Source organism: Mesorhizobium sp. B2-5-3 (assembly GCF_006441005.1).
Classification (GTDB): domain Bacteria; phylum Pseudomonadota; class Alphaproteobacteria; order Rhizobiales; family Rhizobiaceae; genus Mesorhizobium.
The window spans coordinates 301,936-318,229 of sequence record NZ_VFUS01000005.1 but is presented as its reverse complement, the minus strand read 5'-3'; the positions used below and the strand labels follow the sequence as shown (position 1 = coordinate 318,229).

Genomic DNA, 16,294 nt, shown 5'->3' with positions numbered 1-16,294 from the left:
GTCCCGGTCAGCTTTTTCTGATCCGGTCCCGATCAGTTTCTTCCGGTCGGTTGAGTGTCGCCGCTCAGGTCAGCGTGCGCAGGCGCGCCTTGGCCGCACGGGCGATCGCCGCGACGGTCAGCGTGTCGAGATCGAGCTTGAGGCGAATGAGTTGGAGCACCCGCACCTCCTCCATCCGCATTTCGAGATCGACGGCCGCGACCTCGAAAGCGGCTGCATAGGCGGTGTCGCGCAGGCGCTCCGGCAGGGCCTCGGCCACGCTTGCCAGGACACCCTCCAGCCCGCCCTTTTCATGCAGCTTCTTCTGGCAGGCCTGGGCGACGCCAACCAGGCGGTCGTGGTCGAAATCCTCGAATACCGGCCATGAGCGGACGACCTCGCCGATCCGCGCCAGCTCGACATCCGTCATGTCGCGGTCGGAGGCGGAGGTGATGACCATCAGGTAGATCAGCGCTTCATGCGGGGTCGGCATTCAACAACTCCTCGATACGGGCTGCGAAGGTAGGAACGCGTTCCCTGCGCTGCAAGGAAAAAGCGCCGCGCTCGTTGACGCTCCGGTCAGGCGCGCATAGAGACCGGTTGAAAATCCTCACTTGCGGCTTTGCCGGCGTCTAATTTGGAAAACAGTGACATGGCGGGATCAAACATCATCGATCTCAATCCCGAAGTGCTGACGGCGGCGGCCGAAAGCAAGGCGTGGCCGTTCGAGGAAGCTCGCAAGATCATTGAGCGCTACAAGGGCCGCGAACTCCCGCAAACGGTGCTGTTCGAAACCGGATATGGCCCGTCCGGCCTGCCGCATATCGGCACGTTCGGCGAGGTGGCGCGCACGTCGATGGTGCGGCATGCCTTCCGCGTCATCACGCAGGACAAGGTCGCCACCAAGCTGCTGTGCTTTTCCGACGACATGGACGGCATGCGCAAGATACCCGACAGCGTGCCGGATCGCGCGGCGCTGGAGCCGCACCTGCACAAGCCGCTGTCTTCGGTGCCCAACCCTTTCGGCGGCGATTATGCGAGTTTCGCCGACCACAACAACGCGATGCTCTGCCGCTTCCTCGACACGTTCGGCTTCGACTACGAGTTCGCCAGCGCGACGCAGTACTACAAGACCGGCCGCTTCGACGCGATGCTGTTGCGCGCGGCCGAACGCTACGACCAGATCATGGCGGTGATGCTGCCGACGCTGGGAGAGGAGCGGCAGGCGACCTACAGCCCGTTCCTGCCGATCTCGCCGAAGAGCGGCCGCGTGCTCTACGTTCCCATGAAGCATGTCGATGCCAGGGCGGGCACCATCACCTTCGACGATGATGGTACCGAGACCACGCTGCCGGTTACCGGCGGCAAGGTGAAGCTGCAGTGGAAGCCCGATTTCGGCATGCGCTGGGCGGCCCTTGGCGTCGATTTCGAGATGTTCGGCAAGGACCATCAGACCAATGCGGTGGTCTATGACCGCATCTGCAACATCCTCGGCGGGCACGCGCCGGAACATTTCGTCTACGAGCTGTTCCTGGATGAGAACGGCCAGAAGATCTCCAAATCCAAGGGCAATGGGCTGACCATCGACGAATGGCTGACTTACGCGCCGACGGAGAGCCTGGGCCTCTATATGTACCAGCGGCCGCGGCAGGCCAAGAAGCTCTATTTCGACGTCATCCCGCGGGCCGTGGACGAATATTACACCTTCCTTGCAGCCTATCGGAGGCAGGACTGGAAGGAACGGCTGGGCAACCCGGTCTGGCACATGCACGACGGCAATCCGCCCGCCATCGATATGCCCGTGCCGTTCTCGCTGCTGCTCAACCTGGTCAGCGCCTCCAATGCGCAGAATAAGGACGTGCTGTGGGGCTTCATCTCGCGCCATGTGCGGGGCGTGACGCCGGCGACCCACCCTGAGCTCGACAGGCTGACGGGTTATGCGATCCGCTATTTCGACGATTTCGTGAAGCCGACGAAGACCTTCCGCGCGCCCGACGACGTCGAGCGGGAGGCGCTGGAAGCGTTGGATCAGGCGCTCGGCGCCCTGCCGGCGGGCTCGGACGGCGAGGCGATCCAGAACGCCGCGCTCAACGTCGCCCGCAAGGTGGAACGCTATCAGGATCATTCCAAGAAGAGCCCCGAAGGTGGTCCGGGCGTTTCGGGCGCCTTCTTCCAGATGATCTACCAGGTGCTGATCGGGCAGGAGCGCGGACCGCGCTTCGGCTCGTTCGCGGCACTCTACGGCATCGCCGAGACGCGCGGGCTCATTCAGAAGGCGTTGGCTGGTCAGCTGGCTTGAGAATGCCGCCGACCTCTTCCAAGATCGAGCCCGGCGCTTGCGGCGCCGGGGCGCGGGCGGCCGGCATCGAAGGCACGCCTGAAAGGCTTGGCGCCGATCCGAAAATGCCTTTCCTTTCGCTGCGCGCTTTTTCCCCGACTTCGACGTAAGGGCCGCCTTTGGCGGCGCGCGCCCAGCCGTTCTCGACCAGCCATCGGCCGACATCCTGCTTGCCGATCCGGCAGTCGGCGGCGATCAGGTCGCGGCCGCCTTCCGGCGGCACGGCGCAGACCACCGCCCGGCCGCGCAGGAAGGCGCGGAACGCCGTGCGCGCGCGGACGCCGCAGGGCCAGGATTTACCGTCCGAGGTGCAGGTCTCGTCCTGCCCGACAATGTCGACGCCGGAAACCGCGACAGAATAGCCCTTCGCCTCGATCAGTCCGGCGGCGGGCGCGACCGGCTGGAACAGCTTCGTCCCTTTCCAGTCGTCCGGCATTTTCGGCTTGGGCGGCATGGCCAGCGCCAGCTTGCTCAACGGCGCGCGCGGCTCCACCCGCTCCAGCTCCTTGCTGGGAAGCTCCGGCGGCGCCACGACTTGGGGATCGATCGCACGCGAGTGCGGGCTAGCGGCGGGGGGCGGCGGAGCGGCAATGGCCGATGTGGCCCGCTCCTCCGGCACACCGTCGGTGCCTGGCTGAGAGACCGTATCGGCGCTCGGATCGATCTGTTCCACCCCGACGGCAGCTTCGCCGCTCTTCAGCGCGCGGCCGCCGGCGACTACCAGCGCGGCCATTCCAGGGACCATCAGAACCGCAAGGACAAGATGAGGAAGCCGCACCAGCCCGCACCCTATTGGCTTGCCCAGACGATCCGCGCCACCCATTCAACCTCGCGCATGGGAATGTCGCGGTCCGGATGATCGGGATTGAGCGAAACCAGTGCGATCGACCTGGCGGTCTGGCGATCGAGCACCTTGGCCATCACCTCGCCGCCCGTCGTCTTGACGACGACGCGATCGCCCTTGCGGATGAGGGCTGCCGGCTCGACGATGAGCACGTCGCCATTGCGGTAGAGCGGCAGCATTGAATCGCCTTGCACCTGAAGCGCATAGGAACTCTCGGTCGATTGCGCCGGCAGTTCCACCAGATCCCAGCCTTGACCGGCCGGGAAGCCGGCATCGTCAAAAAACCCGCCGGCGCCGGCCTGGGCAAAGCCGAGCAGCGGAACGGCACGCCCGCGGGCGGGCATCGCGCCGTGGCCGGCCCAACCTTCTATCAGCCCGGTGAATTCGTCGAGCGAAGCGCCCGTCGCCTCGATGATCTTGGCCAGCGATTCGGTCGAGGGCCAGCGTGGCCTGCCGTCCGACGACAGTCGCTTCGACTTGTTGAAGGCAGTCGAATCAAGGCCGGCCCGCTTCGCCAGGCCGGAAGCCGAGAGCGAATACCGCTCGGCCAGAGCGTCGATGGCGGCCCAAACACGGTCATGCGAGAGCAATTCCGCTCTCCTTGCAAAAAGGAAAAAATGCCTTTCCTTTCTAGTCTTCGAATGAAGGTTTGTCCACCGGCTGTGGCATCGCATCACATCTTCCTGCTGGCCGCGCCAATTCCGGTTCCCGGGTCAACCGATCCGCTTGGCCTGCTCGCGGAGGTTCCGGTGCGAGGCCATGAACGCCCGCTCGGCTTCGCTGGGCGGACGCGGCTGGGCGGAGCGGCCAAGCGCGGCGACGACCTCGTCAATATCGAGAAAGCGCCGGGCGGCGCGGTCGTAGACGCCGGCTGTCGTCATGATCAATGCGGCGGTCTCGCCATTGTCGAGGACGAAACGGTGCTTGCCGATGACCTGGCTGCCTTCCCAGGTCTCGATCGAAGACACCACTTCGAAACGCCGCCACAGTTTGATCTCACGCACATAGGCCGATTGCAGCCCGCCGATCATCGGCGCCCAGCCATTCGTTCTCGCCAGCGTGATGAGGCCGGCGCGGATGAAGATATCGATGCGGCCAAGGTCCGCCAGCATCATGTAGCGGGCATTGTTGAGATGGCGATTGAAATCGATGTCCGTCGGCAGGCAGCGAAAGGCCAACCGGCTTTCGTCACCCATCTGGTAGGAGCCACGGCTGCCCGCCGAGGCCATCATACGCGCAAGGCGCCCCCAGACATACATTACGGCGCGGCGCGTCTTTTCGGACGCGCCAGGGACGCCGCGGCATCTTTGATTCCGACCACGCTCAGGCCGCCTGCTTCACGTCGCCCTTCGCGTAGGGGTCGAAGCGCTGGTAGAAAGTCTCGCCCTTCTCTGCCATGTCGAGCAGCAGCCTGGGCGTCTTGAACTCTGCGCCGTATTTCTTCTGCAAGCCCTTTGCGATCTTGACGAACTGCCCGGCGCCGATGCCGTCGATGTAGGACAGCGCGCCGCCCGTATAGGGCGCGAAGCCGAAGGCCAGGATCGAGCCGACATCGGCCTCGCGCGGATCGGTGACGATGCCCTCCTCCATCACCCGGGCCGCTTCCAACGCGATGGTGACCAGCAGGCGCTGCTGCAATTCCGCATAGTCGACCTTCTCCGGCTTGAGCTGCGGATAGAGCTCCTTAAGGCCCGGCCACAGCTTCTTCTTGGCCGGCTTGGCCGGATAGTCGTAGAAGCCCTTGCCGTTCTTGCGGCCGAAGCGGCCGTGGTCGTCGACCATGGTGTTGATCAGCGCCATCTGCTTCGGGTCGACCGCCTTCTCGCCGAGATCCCTGATGGTCTGCTTCATGATCTTCTGGGCAAGGTCGATGGCCGTCTCGTCGGTCAACGCCAGCGGGCCGACCGGCATGCCGGCGGCCTTGGCGGCGTTCTCGATCATCGGCGCCGGAACGCCCTCGATCAACATCTTGTAAGCTTCCGACATATAGCGCAGGACGCAGCGGTTGACGTAGAAACCGCGCGTATCGTTGACGACGATCGGCGTTTTCTTGATGGCGCGCACGAAGTCGATCGCGGTGGCCAGCGCCTTGTCACCGGTCTTCTTGCCAAGGATGATTTCGACCAGCATCATTCTGTCGACCGGCGAGAAGAAATGGATGCCGATGAAATTCTTCGGCCGCGCCGAATTCTTGGCCAGGGCGGTGATCGGAATGGTCGAGGTGTTCGACGCGAAGACCGCCGACGACTTCAGCGCCGCTTCCGCCTGTTCGATAGCGCTTTTCTTCACCGCGGAATCCTCGAACACCGCCTCGACCACGAGATCGCAGCCGGCAAGGTCGGCATAGTCCGATGTCGGCGTGATCAGCGACAGGAGCCTGTCCTTGTCCTCAGGCTTGGCACGGCCCTTCTTCACCTGATCCGAGATCAGGCCATCCGAATGGGCCTTGCCCTTCTCGGCGGACTCCATGTCGCGGTCGAGCAGCACCACCGGAATGCCGGCTTTGGCCGTGACATAGGCGATACCGGCGCCCATGAAGCCCGCGCCGAGAATACCGATCTTCTTGAACCTGGTTTCCGGCGCGCCGGCCGGGCGGCGCGCGCCCTTGTTGAGTTCTTGCAACGACACGAACAGCGAGCGGATCATCGCCGCCGCTTCCTTGGTCTGCATGATCTCCGTGAAATAGCGCTGTTCGATCCTGAGCGCGGTGTCGAACGGCACCAACAGGCCCTCATAGACGCATTTCAGGATCGCCGCGGCGGCCGGATAATTGCCATAGGTCTCGCGGCGCAGGATGGCGATGGCCGGCGGCCACAGATTAGCGCCCGCCGCCGAATAGACCGGGCCGCCGGGCAGCTTGAATCCCTTCTCGTCCCACGGCGCTACCGGCTTGAGGCCGTTCCTGATCATGGCCTTCGCAGTCTCGACCAGCTTGGCCGGCTCGGCGACCTCGTGGATCAGGCCCATCGCCTTCGCCTTCTGCGGCGACAGGTTCTGGCCGGAGGTCAGCATTTGCAGCGCCTGCTGCTGGTCGGTGAGACGCGGCACCCGCTGGGTGCCGCCGGCGCCCGGGAAAATACCGATCTTCACCTCGGGGAGCGCCATCTTCACCTTGTCGGAATCGGCGGCGACGCGGCCATGGCAGGCCAGCGACATTTCGAATGCACCGCCCATGCAGGTGCCGTTGATTGCTGAAACCCACGGCTTGCCCGATGTTTCCAGCTTTCGGAACAGGCCGGTCATGATGCCGGCGTTTTCGAACAGCGCCCTGGTGGCCTTTTCGAGATCCTTGCCCTTTTCAGTCGCGAAGGTCGTCAGCATCTTCTGGAGCATGGTGATGTCGGCGCCGCCTGAGAACGTATCCTTGCCGGAGGTGATGACCGCGCCCTTGATGGCGGCGTCGCCCGCCACCTTGTCGACAATGGCGTTCAGCTCGCGCATCACCTTCTCGGTGAAGACGTTCATCGAGCGGTCCGGCATGTTCCAGGTGACCAGCGCAATGCCGTCGGCGTCGATGTCGAGGGTGAAATTGGTGTAGCTCATCGTTTCTCTCCCCGTCAGACGCGTTCGATGATGGTTGCGGTGCCCATGCCGGCGCCGATGCACAGCGTCACCAGCGCGGTGTTCAAATCACGGCGCTCGAGCTCGTCCAGCACGGTGCCGAAGATCATCGCGCCGGTGGCGCCCAGCGGATGGCCCATGGCGATGGCGCCGCCATTGACGTTGATCCTGTCGTGCTCGATATCGAAGGCCTGCATGTAGCGCAGCACCACGGAGGCGAAGGCCTCGTTGAGCTCGAACAGATCGATGTCCGACAGCTTCATCTTGGCGCGCTTCAACAGCTTCTCGGTGACGTCAACGGGGCCGGTCAACATCAGCACCGGCTCGGAGCCGATGTTGGCGAAGGCGCGGATGCGCGCGCGCGGTTTCAGGCCCATGGCCTTGCCGGCCTTCTTCGAACCGAGCAGCACGGCCGCCGCGCCATCGACGATGCCCGACGAATTGCCGGCATGGTGGACGTGATTGACCTCCTCCACTTCCGGATGCTTCTGCACCGCGACGGCGTCGAAGCCGCCCATTTCGCCGGGCATGACGAAGGAGGGATTGAGCGAGGCCAGCGACTGCATGTCGGTCGATGGGCGCATATGCTCGTCATGGTCGAGGATGGTGAGACCATTCTGGTCCTTGATCGGGATCACCGAATTCCTGAAGCGGCCATCGGCCCAGGATTTTGCCGCGCGCTTCTGGCTCTCGACGGCGTAGGCGTCGACATCATCCCGGCTGAAGCCGTATTTTGTGGCGATCAGGTCGGCCGAAATACCTTGCGGCACGAACCAGCCGGGCAGGCCGACCGAAGGGTCCATGAACCAGGCGCCACCCGAGGCGCCCATGCCGACGCGCGACATCGATTCGACACCGCCGGCAATGACGATCTCATCGGCGCCCTGGGCTATCTTGGCGGCGCCGAAATTGATGGCGTCGAGGCCGGAGGCGCAGAAGCGCGAGATCTGCATGCCGGGCGCCGAGGTCGCGTAGCCGGCCTCGAAGGCCGCGGCGCGCGGAATGACCGACCCCGCCTCGCCGACCGGGTCGACACAACCGAAGATGATGTCGTCGACAGTTGCAGTGTCGAGCCCGTTGCGGTCGCGCAGCGCCTCCAGCGTCCTGGCGGCGAGCCGCACTGCCGGCACTTCGTGCAGCGAGCCATCCTTCTTGCCCCTGCCGCGCGGCGTGCGAACGGCGTCATAGACGTAAGCTTCGGCCATTTTCCTGCTCCTTGGGTTTGCCGACCGATGCTCAGAGCGAGCGGCCGATCAGCAATTTCATGATCTCGTTGGTGCCGCCATAGATGCGCTGGACGCGGGCGTCGCGGAACATGCGGGCGATCGGATATTCATTCATGTAGCCATAGCCGCCATGCAGTTGAAGGCATTCGTCGACGACTTTGCCCTGCAGGTCGGAAAGCCAGTACTTGGCCATCGACGCCGTCACCGGATCGAGACCGCCATCGATGTGGCGCGCCACGCAATCATTGTAGAAGACGCGGCCGATCGTGGCCTCGGTCTTCAGTTCGGCCAGCTTGAACTGGGTGTTCTGGAAATCGATGACCGCCTTGCCGAACGCCTTGCGCTCCTTGACGTATTCGATGGTCAGCGCCAGCGCGCGCTCGACCATGGCAATCGCGCCTGTGCCGATCTGCAAACGCTCCTGCGGCAATTGCTGCATGAGCTGGATGAAGCCTTGTCCCTCCTCGTGGCCGAGCAGGTTGGAGGTCGGCACACGCGCATCGTTGAAGAACAGCTCCGATGTGTCATTGGCCTTCAAGCCGATCTTGTCGAGGTTGCGGCCGCGCTCGAAGCCGTCGACCTCGTCGGTCTCGACGACGATCAGCGAAGTCCCCTTGGCGCCCTTGTCCGGATCGGTCTTGGTGACGACGATGATGAAATTGGCGAGCTGGCCATTGGTGATGAAAGTCTTGGAGCCATTGATCTTGTATTGGTTGCCGTCCCTCTCGGCCCGCATCTTGACGCCTTGCAGGTCGGAGCCGGCGCCGGGCTCCGTCATGGCGATGGCGCCGATCAGTTCGCCGGTGGCGAGCTTCGGCAGCCATTTCTTCTTTTGCTCCTCCGAGCCGTAGTGGAGGATGTAGGGGGCGACGATCGAATTGTGCAGACCGATGCCGAAGCCGTCGACGCCGACATGGCCGATGGCCTCGATGATGGCGCTCTCATGGGCGAAGGTGCCGCCCGATCCGCCATATTCCTCCGGCATTGAGGCGCAGAGCAGGCCGGCGGCACCGGCCTTCAGCCAGCTCTCGCGGTCGACCATTTCGTTCTTCTCGAACTCGTCGTAACGCGGCGCGATCTCTTCGGACATGAAGCGGTGCGCCATGTCGTAGAGCATGCCGACCTCGTCCGCCGCCCAGGCGGGCTTCGGCAGGCCAAGGATTTCGGCTGGGTTGGTCATGCGATGATCTTCCTCCCAAGGTCTGCCATCGAAATTGAGATCCGCGCACTGTCGCGGCGCCCCCTCCCGGCCCCTCTGGACCGCCCTCCCCTCAAAGGGAGAGGGACCATTTCTAGAACGCTTCCGCCGGCAGTGCCATCAACGTATCGGCGCCACTGGAGATGCGGGCGAGACGCGTCGCGGTTTCCGGCATGATCCTCTCCATGAAGAAGCGCGCCGTCACCAGCTTGTTGTCGTAGAAGGACGACGCGCCGTTGGCGCCCGCCTTGCCTTGGGCGGCCCTGGCCATCTGCGCCCACATATAGCCGAGCGCCACGAGGCCGAAGAGATGCATGTAGTCGGTCGAGGCGGCGCCGGCATTGTCGGGCTTGGCCATGCCGTTCTGCAGCAGCCACATGGTCGCCGCCTGAAGATCGTTGAGGCTCTTCTTCAATGCCTTGGTGAAGGGGGCCATCTTCTCGTCGGCGCGGTTCTCTTCACAGAACTCGCCGACTTCCTTGAAGAACGCCTGCACCGCGCGGCCGCCGTTCAGACCCAGCTTGCGGCCGACGAGATCGAGCGCCTGGATGCCGTTGGCGCCTTCATAGATCATGGCGATGCGGGCATCGCGCACGAACTGGCTCATGCCGTGCTCTTCGATGTAGCCATGGCCGCCGAACACCTGCTGCGCCATCACGGCATGATCGAAGCCCTTGTCGGTGAGCACGCCCTTCACCACCGGCGTCATCAGCCCGGTGTAGTCGTCGGCCGCCTGGCGGTCCTTGTCGTCGGCGGAGCGATGGGCGATGTCCGACTTGATCGCCGTCCACAGCGCCAGCGCGCGGCCGGCCTCGTTGAAGGCCCTCATGGTCATCAGGCTACGGCGGATGTCGGGATGGACGATGATAGGATCGGCCTTCTTGTCCGGCGCCTTCGGCCCCGACAGCGAGCGGCCCTGCAAGCGGTCCTTGGCGTAGGCGACGGCGTTCTGGTAGGCAATCTCGGACAGCGACAGCCCCTGCAGGCCGACGCCGAGCCGCGCCTCGTTCATCATCGTGAACATCGCCTTGAGGCCGCCATTGGCCTCCCCCAGCAGCGTGCCTTGCGCCTCGTCATAATTCATGACGCAGGTCGAATTGCCGTGGATGCCCATCTTTTCCTCGATGGAACCGCAGGAGACGGTGTTCCTCTCATCGGGATTGCCAGAAGCATCGAGCTTGAGCTTCGGCACGATGAACAGCGAGATGCCCTTCACCCCTTCGGGCGCCCCCTCGATGCGGGCCAGCACCAGGTGGACGATGTTGTCCGCCATGTCGTGCTCGCCGGCCGAGATGAATATCTTCTGGCCCGAGATCTTGTAAGTGCCGTCGCCATTCGGCACGGCCTTGGTGCGCAGCAGGCCCAGATCGGTACCGCAATGCGGCTCGGTCAGGTTCATGGTGCCGGTCCAGGCGCCCTCGACCATCTTCGGCAGCCATTTGGCTTTCTGCTCGTCGGTGCCATGGGTGATGATCGCCGCGATCGCGCCCTGCGTCAGGCCCGGATACATCATCAGCGACATATTGGCCGACACCATATACTCGGCCACGGCGGTATGCACGGCATAGGGCAGGCCCTGGCCGCCGAACTCGACGGGCGCCGCCAGCCCCATCCAGCCGCCCTCGCGATACTGATCGAAGGCTTCCTTGAAGCCCCTCGGCGTCGTCACCGAGCCATCGTCATGGCGCACACAGCCTTCCATGTCGCCGACACGGTTGAGCGGATGCATTACGTTTTCCGCGAGCTTGGCGCCCTCGGCGAGGATCGCCTCCAGCACGTCGGGCGTTGCATCAGAAAAGCCGGGGAGATTGGAATAGCGCTGGTAGCCCAGCACCTCGTTGAGCACGAACAGCGTATCCTGCACCGGCGCCCTGTAGATCGGCATGCTCTTCTCCACCCTGCGGACCTGATCCGAAACCCCCGAATTCATGTCAGGCGGCATGCGGACCCGTGTTCAGCGGGAGATAACAAAAATTGACGTTTGCGTAAACGTCAATTCAGCCGATGCGACAAAATTTCTCCTGCACCGCAGCAAACCGCACGCGATGCAGTACATGTGTTGGAACCCTTAATGACAAAAGCCGCGTGGCGCTCGCCACACGGCTTTTTTCGATCATGGATGTTGCGCCGCAAGGCGGCGGCCCAAATCAGCCGGCGACGCTCGCCTGCGGCGCCGAGCGCTCGACCAGCATCTGCCGGACGGCAGCCATGGAGGTGCTCAACTCGCTGATGGCGTCATCGATGAGCGTGCGCTGCTTCTGGAGGCGGGCAAGCTGCTTCTCCGACTTGTCCAATGCCAGCCGCAACTGCTTGGTGTTGGAGCCGGTGGGATCATAGAGATCCATCATCTGCTTGACGTCGCGCAACGAGAACCCGACCTTGCGGCCGAGCAGGATCAGTTTCAGCCGAACCCTGTCGCGGCGCGTGTAGAGGCGGGTTGAACCGTCGCGCTGCGGGTTGAGCAGGCCCTTGTCTTCGTAGAAACGCAGCGTGCGCAGCGTCACGCCATATTTCTTGGCCATTTCGCCGATGCGGACGAGGTCCTCGCCCGAGTCGACGGATATAGTGTTGGTATTGGCCGCGGTCTCGCCGGCCGAGATAAGCTTCATGGTCACTGGCTTTCCCCGTCTGTGGCGTCGCGGTCCTGGACCAAGCGATGCCTGACTGAAAGCGGGGGCGTGCTTCCAGCCGTGGTTTCGACAAACAAATCGCAAACAGCACGCTTGATGCGCCTTTTACGTTTACGTCAATTCTATACCGATAGCCCTCTCATGACGCAAGGGCGTTGTGCGGGCGGCGCTTTATGCCGCAGCGGCCGGTTCACCGTGAACTTCGTCGCAACTTCTTAAGCTTGGTTAACGCGTTGTTTACCACGTTGGGCGAATTGTGCGCATGTCGGCTACCCGTGTTTATCCTGTATCGATTTTTTCACGGTTTTTCGGAGCGCGGGTGAACCCCGGGAAGCTTGTCTTCCACCGTGGTGCGGTCGCCTTCGTTCCGGCGAGGATTTGGGGAGCTGGTCGCAAACCGGCCAATCTGAAAGACGGACGCACCGATGAACAGCAAGCGGTCCTACCTCGACACACTCAACGCCGGCAGGCAGCGCAGGCCTCAGACCACGCTCGAGCAGTTGAACCGCTCGCTGGAGACGCTGGAACAGCGGCTGGAGAGGACGCGCGAGGATACGATGGCACGTCCCGATCCCCGCCAATATGGCGCCGAACCGCGCTATCCCGCAGCACAGCCTTCGGCTCAGCCGCGCTGGTACCAGGATCCGCAGCCCGCGCCGCATCCGCAGGCGCCGATGCCGGCGCCGGCCGTCGGCCAGAACTACCAGAACCTTGCCCGCGATATCGACCGCATCCGCGGTCAGGAAGACAGCGTTGCCATGGTCGGCAAGATAGCCGGCGAGCTGCGCGGCATGCGCGAGGAATTGCGCCACCAGATGACTGCCGGGCTGCAGAGCGAATTCGAGGCGCTGCGCAAGGACATCGACCGCGCCCTGCTGGCAAACGCCAAGTCAGGCGCTTCGGGCAAGGGCAGCGCCGAACTTGGCCTCGAATTCGAGCGGCTTTCCGGCGCCATCAAGACGCTGTCGGAAAAAAGCGACGACAGAAGCGTCAACATGCTGCGGCTCGAACTCGAACAGGTCAAAGCCGCGCTCGACACGCTGGCGCGCGAGGAGAGCGTGCAGAAGGTCGACCGCCGCTGGGACGATTTCGATCGTCGCTGGACAGCCTTCGAGGACCGCGTCGACGCCGACCAGCGCAACCGCTCACCGGACCCCGCCATTTCGGGCCTGACCGATCGGCTGGAGCAGATCAGCAACGCCGTCAACAACCTGCCGGAATCGCTATCCCTGCGCTCGCTGGAGGAAAAGGTCCGCACGCTGGCCAGCGCCGTGGATCATTTCGCCAGCCAGCAGGACAATCGCGGCGGCAGCACGCTGGCCATGATCGACGAGCGGCTGGACGAGATCTCCCGCGCCATCGTCGCCTCGACCGTCGCGGCACAGGCCAATACGCTCGACCATGAAGCCTTCGAGCGCATCGAGAAACGGATCGATTCGCTCGCCCGGCAGATCGAGGAAGTGGCGCAGGACCACCCCGGCAACGCCGTCGTCGACCGGCTGAACACGCTGTCGAGCCGGGTCGACGAACTCGCCGGCCGCGCCGCCCTGCCCGAGCAGGCGATGGAACGGCTGGCCAAGCAGATCGCGCTCATCGCCGACAAGATCGACCGGGCGCCGGCCATGCCCGACGCCGACTATATCTTCCACGGGCTTGAGCAACGCTTCGACGTGCTGTCGTCGATGATGGAACGGCGCCAGGGCGACGCCATCGAACAGGGCAACATGCTGTTCCGCGACCTTGAGCGCCGACTGGACGAGGTCGCCGACCGGCTCGACCAGCGCATGCCGCAAGTCGACGGCGCCGGCATCATGGAAGCCATCGATGCCCGCTTCACGGCCCTCGCCAAGCGCATGGAAACACGCATTCCCGACCCCGCCGGCGAAGCCGCGATCCGTGGCCTGGAAAGCCGGCTCGAAGACATTTCGAGCCGCCTGGACTCGTCCGCCGCGCAAGTGGCCGGCATCGATCCGGCGCTGATCCGCAGCCTGGAGGCGCAAGTCGCCAGCCTGTCCGCCCACCTGTCCAGGCCCAGCGCACCGCTGCCGGAGTTCGAGGACATCAGCCCACGCCTCAATGAAATCGAGAAGGCGCTGGCGGGAACGCGCGACTCCATCCTTGGCGCGGCGCGCGAGGCGGCCGAGAACGCGGTGCGCTCGCTGGCCGGCTCGGGCGCCGACACGTCGGCGGTTTCCGGCCTTGCCCAGGACCTGAAGACGCTCGAGACGCTGACACGCCGTTCCGACGAGCGTAACTCGAGAACGTTCGAGGCCATCCACGACACGCTGCTCAAGATCGTCGACAGGCTGGGTTCGCTGGAGCCAGGCGAACCGTCCGAGGCGATGAGCGAGCTCCTGGATGCACGCCCGGACGAAGCGATCGGCAAGCGCCGTGCGCGAGCCGACAAGATGGCCGTGGACGCTCCGTCGATGGATATCGACGAGCCCATGCCGCTGACAGGGAACATGGCCGATCTCGACGGCCGCGCCGCCGCGATCATGCGCAGCCAGCCCGCTTCGCCACGCGGGCCGGGTGCGCGCTCGCCCGCGGAGGCGGCGGCCGCCGCCGCCATGGCCGCGCTTGGTTCCGATCCGATCGCCGGGAAGGGCGAGCCGACCGGCCGCCGCAAATCGATGCTGGGCGGCTTGGCGCGCGCGTTCAAGGGCAAGAAGGAAGCAGACGTTCCGCCGCTGGCGGGCTCGATGCCGGGTCCGGAAATCCCGAGCGTCGATCTCGACGAGCCGCTCGACCCGAAAATGGCCAATCGGCCACTGGAGCCCGGCTCCGGCGCGCCCGACCTCAACGCCATCATGAAGCGCGTGCGCGACGAGCGCGGGCAACCGGCGAAGCTCAGCGACAGCGATGCCGCAAAATCGGACTTCATCGCGGCGGCTCGCCGCGCGGCGCAGGCCGCCGCCGCCGAGGCCGACGCCTTGAAGCGCCAGTCGACGATGAAGGGACCGGTGAAGGCGCTCAGGATCGGCGACCTGCTCAAGGCGCGGCGCAAGCCGATTTTGATGGCGGCCGCCGCGATCATGCTGGCGCTTGCCGGCTTGCAGCTTGGCAAGGCGTTCCTCGCCGATCCCGCCCAGGTGGCAAGCAATGACGCGCCGGCCGTTGCCTCGCAGCCGCTGCAAACCGCATCCGTCGACGCCGCGAGCCCGCCCAAGCCGGAAACCCAGTTGGCGGCGGCGAACAGCGAACCGGCCCGTGAGGTCAGGCAGGCCGAGCCCTCCGCTCCGGCGGTCAAGGACGACATGGTGGCGCAGACCGCGCTCGCCATGCCGTCGGACGGCGATGGGCCGACGAACGCCGGCCCGACGGCGGAGCGGGCTCCGACGGCGATGGCTCCCGTCATGCCTGCCGGCGCGGGTGCGGCAGGCTCCGACGCGATGGCTTCGGCAGAACCCATTTCCGCCGGTCCAGCGGCTCCTTCTTCTCCGGCACCTTCCGCTGCTGCCGGCGGAACGCAAACGACGGATGCGGACAGCGGTATCCAACCGACAGTGGCTGCACCGGCCATGGCCAATGACAGCACCGGCGCCGTCGTGCCCGCCGGCGCTCCCGCGGCCCCGGCCAAATTCGACATTCCCGCCGATGCAGGCCCGGTCGCCCTGCGCGACGCCGCAGCCACCGGCGACGCCAAGGCGCTGTTCGAGATCGGCTCGCGCTATTCCGAGGCGCGCGGCGTCAAGGAAGACATGGCGGCCGCGGCCAAATGGTATGAAAAGTCCGCGGAACTCGGCTTCGCTCCGGCCGAGTATCGCATCGGCAATTTCTACGAGAAGGGCATCGGCGTCCCGCGCGACATCAAGAAGTCGAAGACCTGGTACCAGCTCGCCGCCGAGCAGGGCAACGCCAGCGCAATGCACAATCTGGCAGTGCTGTTCGCCATGGCCGCGGACGGCGTGACCGACAATGAATCGGCCGCGCACTGGTTCCAGGAGGCCGCCGATCTCGGCGTGAAGGACAGCCAGTTCAATCTCGGCATCCTCGCCGCCAAGGGCGTCGGCATGAAGCAGAACCTGGAGGAGTCCTACAAATGGTTCGCGCTCGTCGCCAAGACCGGCGACAAGGACGCTGCCGCCAAGCGCGACGAGATCGCCAACGCGCTGCGTCCCGAGCAACTCGAGCGCGCCCGCGCCGCCACCGAACTGTGGAAGGCCAAGCCGCTCGATCAGGCCGCCAATTCGGCCGACATTCCCGAATCCTGGCAAGATGGCACACCGCAGACCACGGCCAGCATCGATATGAAGAAGGCGGTCAAGAACATCCAGCTCATCCTCAACAAGAACGGCTACGACGCCGGCGGCGCCGACGGCGTGATGGGCGCGAAGACCAAGAACGCGATCGTCGCGTTCCAGACCGACAACAAGCTGCCTGCGACCGGTGCGGTCGACGAAAAGCTGGTCAAGGCGTTGCTGGCGCGCAAATAGCGGCAGGAGCGTCGTATCCGCGACGCCCCTGCCACACATTTGCCTGTTAACTGCTTGAGATGTTTTTTGTTTCGGCGCGGCG

The 16,294-nt window shown here is 64.6% G+C and carries 11 protein-coding genes; 2 read left to right on the top strand and 9 right to left on the bottom strand.

All coding sequences use genetic code 11. The annotated features are described in order from the left end of the window. Positions 1-64: 64 nt before the first annotated feature. Entirely contained in the window at positions 65-472 is a 408-nt protein-coding gene (locus FJ867_RS14410) for a tellurite resistance TerB family protein (RefSeq protein ID WP_140496659.1), read from the bottom strand. A 159-nt stretch (positions 473-631) separates the two neighbouring features. On the opposite strand from FJ867_RS14410, the gene FJ867_RS14405 reads away from it, so the two are divergent. Then, positions 632-2,278: a lysine--tRNA ligase gene (locus FJ867_RS14405; protein ID WP_140523947.1), complete on the top strand. Its 1,647-nt coding sequence runs from the start codon at positions 632-634 to the stop codon at positions 2,276-2,278. On the opposite strand, the gene FJ867_RS14400 is transcribed toward FJ867_RS14405, so the two are convergent. The 8 genes from FJ867_RS14400 to FJ867_RS14365 all read right to left on the bottom strand — a co-directional run bounded on the left by FJ867_RS14400 (position 2,244) and on the right by FJ867_RS14365 (position 11,755). Continuing rightward, entirely contained in the window at positions 2,244-3,095 is an 852-nt protein-coding gene (locus FJ867_RS14400) for a thermonuclease family protein (protein ID WP_348641382.1), read from the bottom strand. The genes FJ867_RS14405 and FJ867_RS14400 overlap by 35 nt on opposite strands. Before the next feature lie 11 nt (positions 3,096-3,106). After that, entirely contained in the window at positions 3,107-3,751 is a 645-nt protein-coding gene (locus tag FJ867_RS14395; protein ID WP_140817707.1) for a helix-turn-helix transcriptional regulator, read from the bottom strand. A gap of 123 nt (positions 3,752-3,874) precedes the next feature. Next, entirely contained in the window at positions 3,875-4,420 is a 546-nt protein-coding gene (locus FJ867_RS14390; protein ID WP_140817705.1) for a thioesterase family protein, read from the bottom strand. Positions 4,421-4,484: 64 nt separating this feature from the next. After that, the gene (locus FJ867_RS14385; RefSeq protein ID WP_140817703.1) at positions 4,485-6,704 is read right to left on the bottom strand and encodes a 3-hydroxyacyl-CoA dehydrogenase NAD-binding domain-containing protein; all 2,220 of its coding nucleotides are present in this window, start codon (positions 6,702-6,704) and stop codon (positions 4,485-4,487) included. Positions 6,705-6,718: 14 nt separating this feature from the next. Continuing rightward, the gene (locus tag FJ867_RS14380) at positions 6,719-7,927 is read right to left on the bottom strand and encodes an acetyl-CoA C-acetyltransferase (RefSeq protein ID WP_140523939.1); all 1,209 of its coding nucleotides are present in this window, start codon (positions 7,925-7,927) and stop codon (positions 6,719-6,721) included. 31 nt (positions 7,928-7,958) lie between these two features. Continuing rightward, the gene (locus tag FJ867_RS14375; protein ID WP_140817701.1) at positions 7,959-9,128 is read right to left on the bottom strand and encodes an acyl-CoA dehydrogenase family protein; all 1,170 of its coding nucleotides are present in this window, start codon (positions 9,126-9,128) and stop codon (positions 7,959-7,961) included. 112 nt (positions 9,129-9,240) lie between these two features. After that, a complete protein-coding gene (locus FJ867_RS14370) occupies positions 9,241-11,031 on the bottom strand; it encodes an acyl-CoA dehydrogenase (RefSeq protein WP_140817699.1) in 1,791 nt (596 codons plus the stop codon). Between the two features lie 262 nt (positions 11,032-11,293). Further along, entirely contained in the window at positions 11,294-11,755 is a 462-nt protein-coding gene (locus FJ867_RS14365) for a MerR family DNA-binding transcriptional regulator (protein ID WP_140497287.1), read from the bottom strand. A gap of 446 nt (positions 11,756-12,201) precedes the next feature. Between FJ867_RS14365 and FJ867_RS14360 the strand changes: the two genes are divergently transcribed. Then, entirely contained in the window at positions 12,202-16,212 is a 4,011-nt protein-coding gene (locus tag FJ867_RS14360) for a peptidoglycan-binding protein (RefSeq protein ID WP_140817697.1), read from the top strand. The last annotated feature ends 82 nt before the right edge of the window (positions 16,213-16,294 follow it).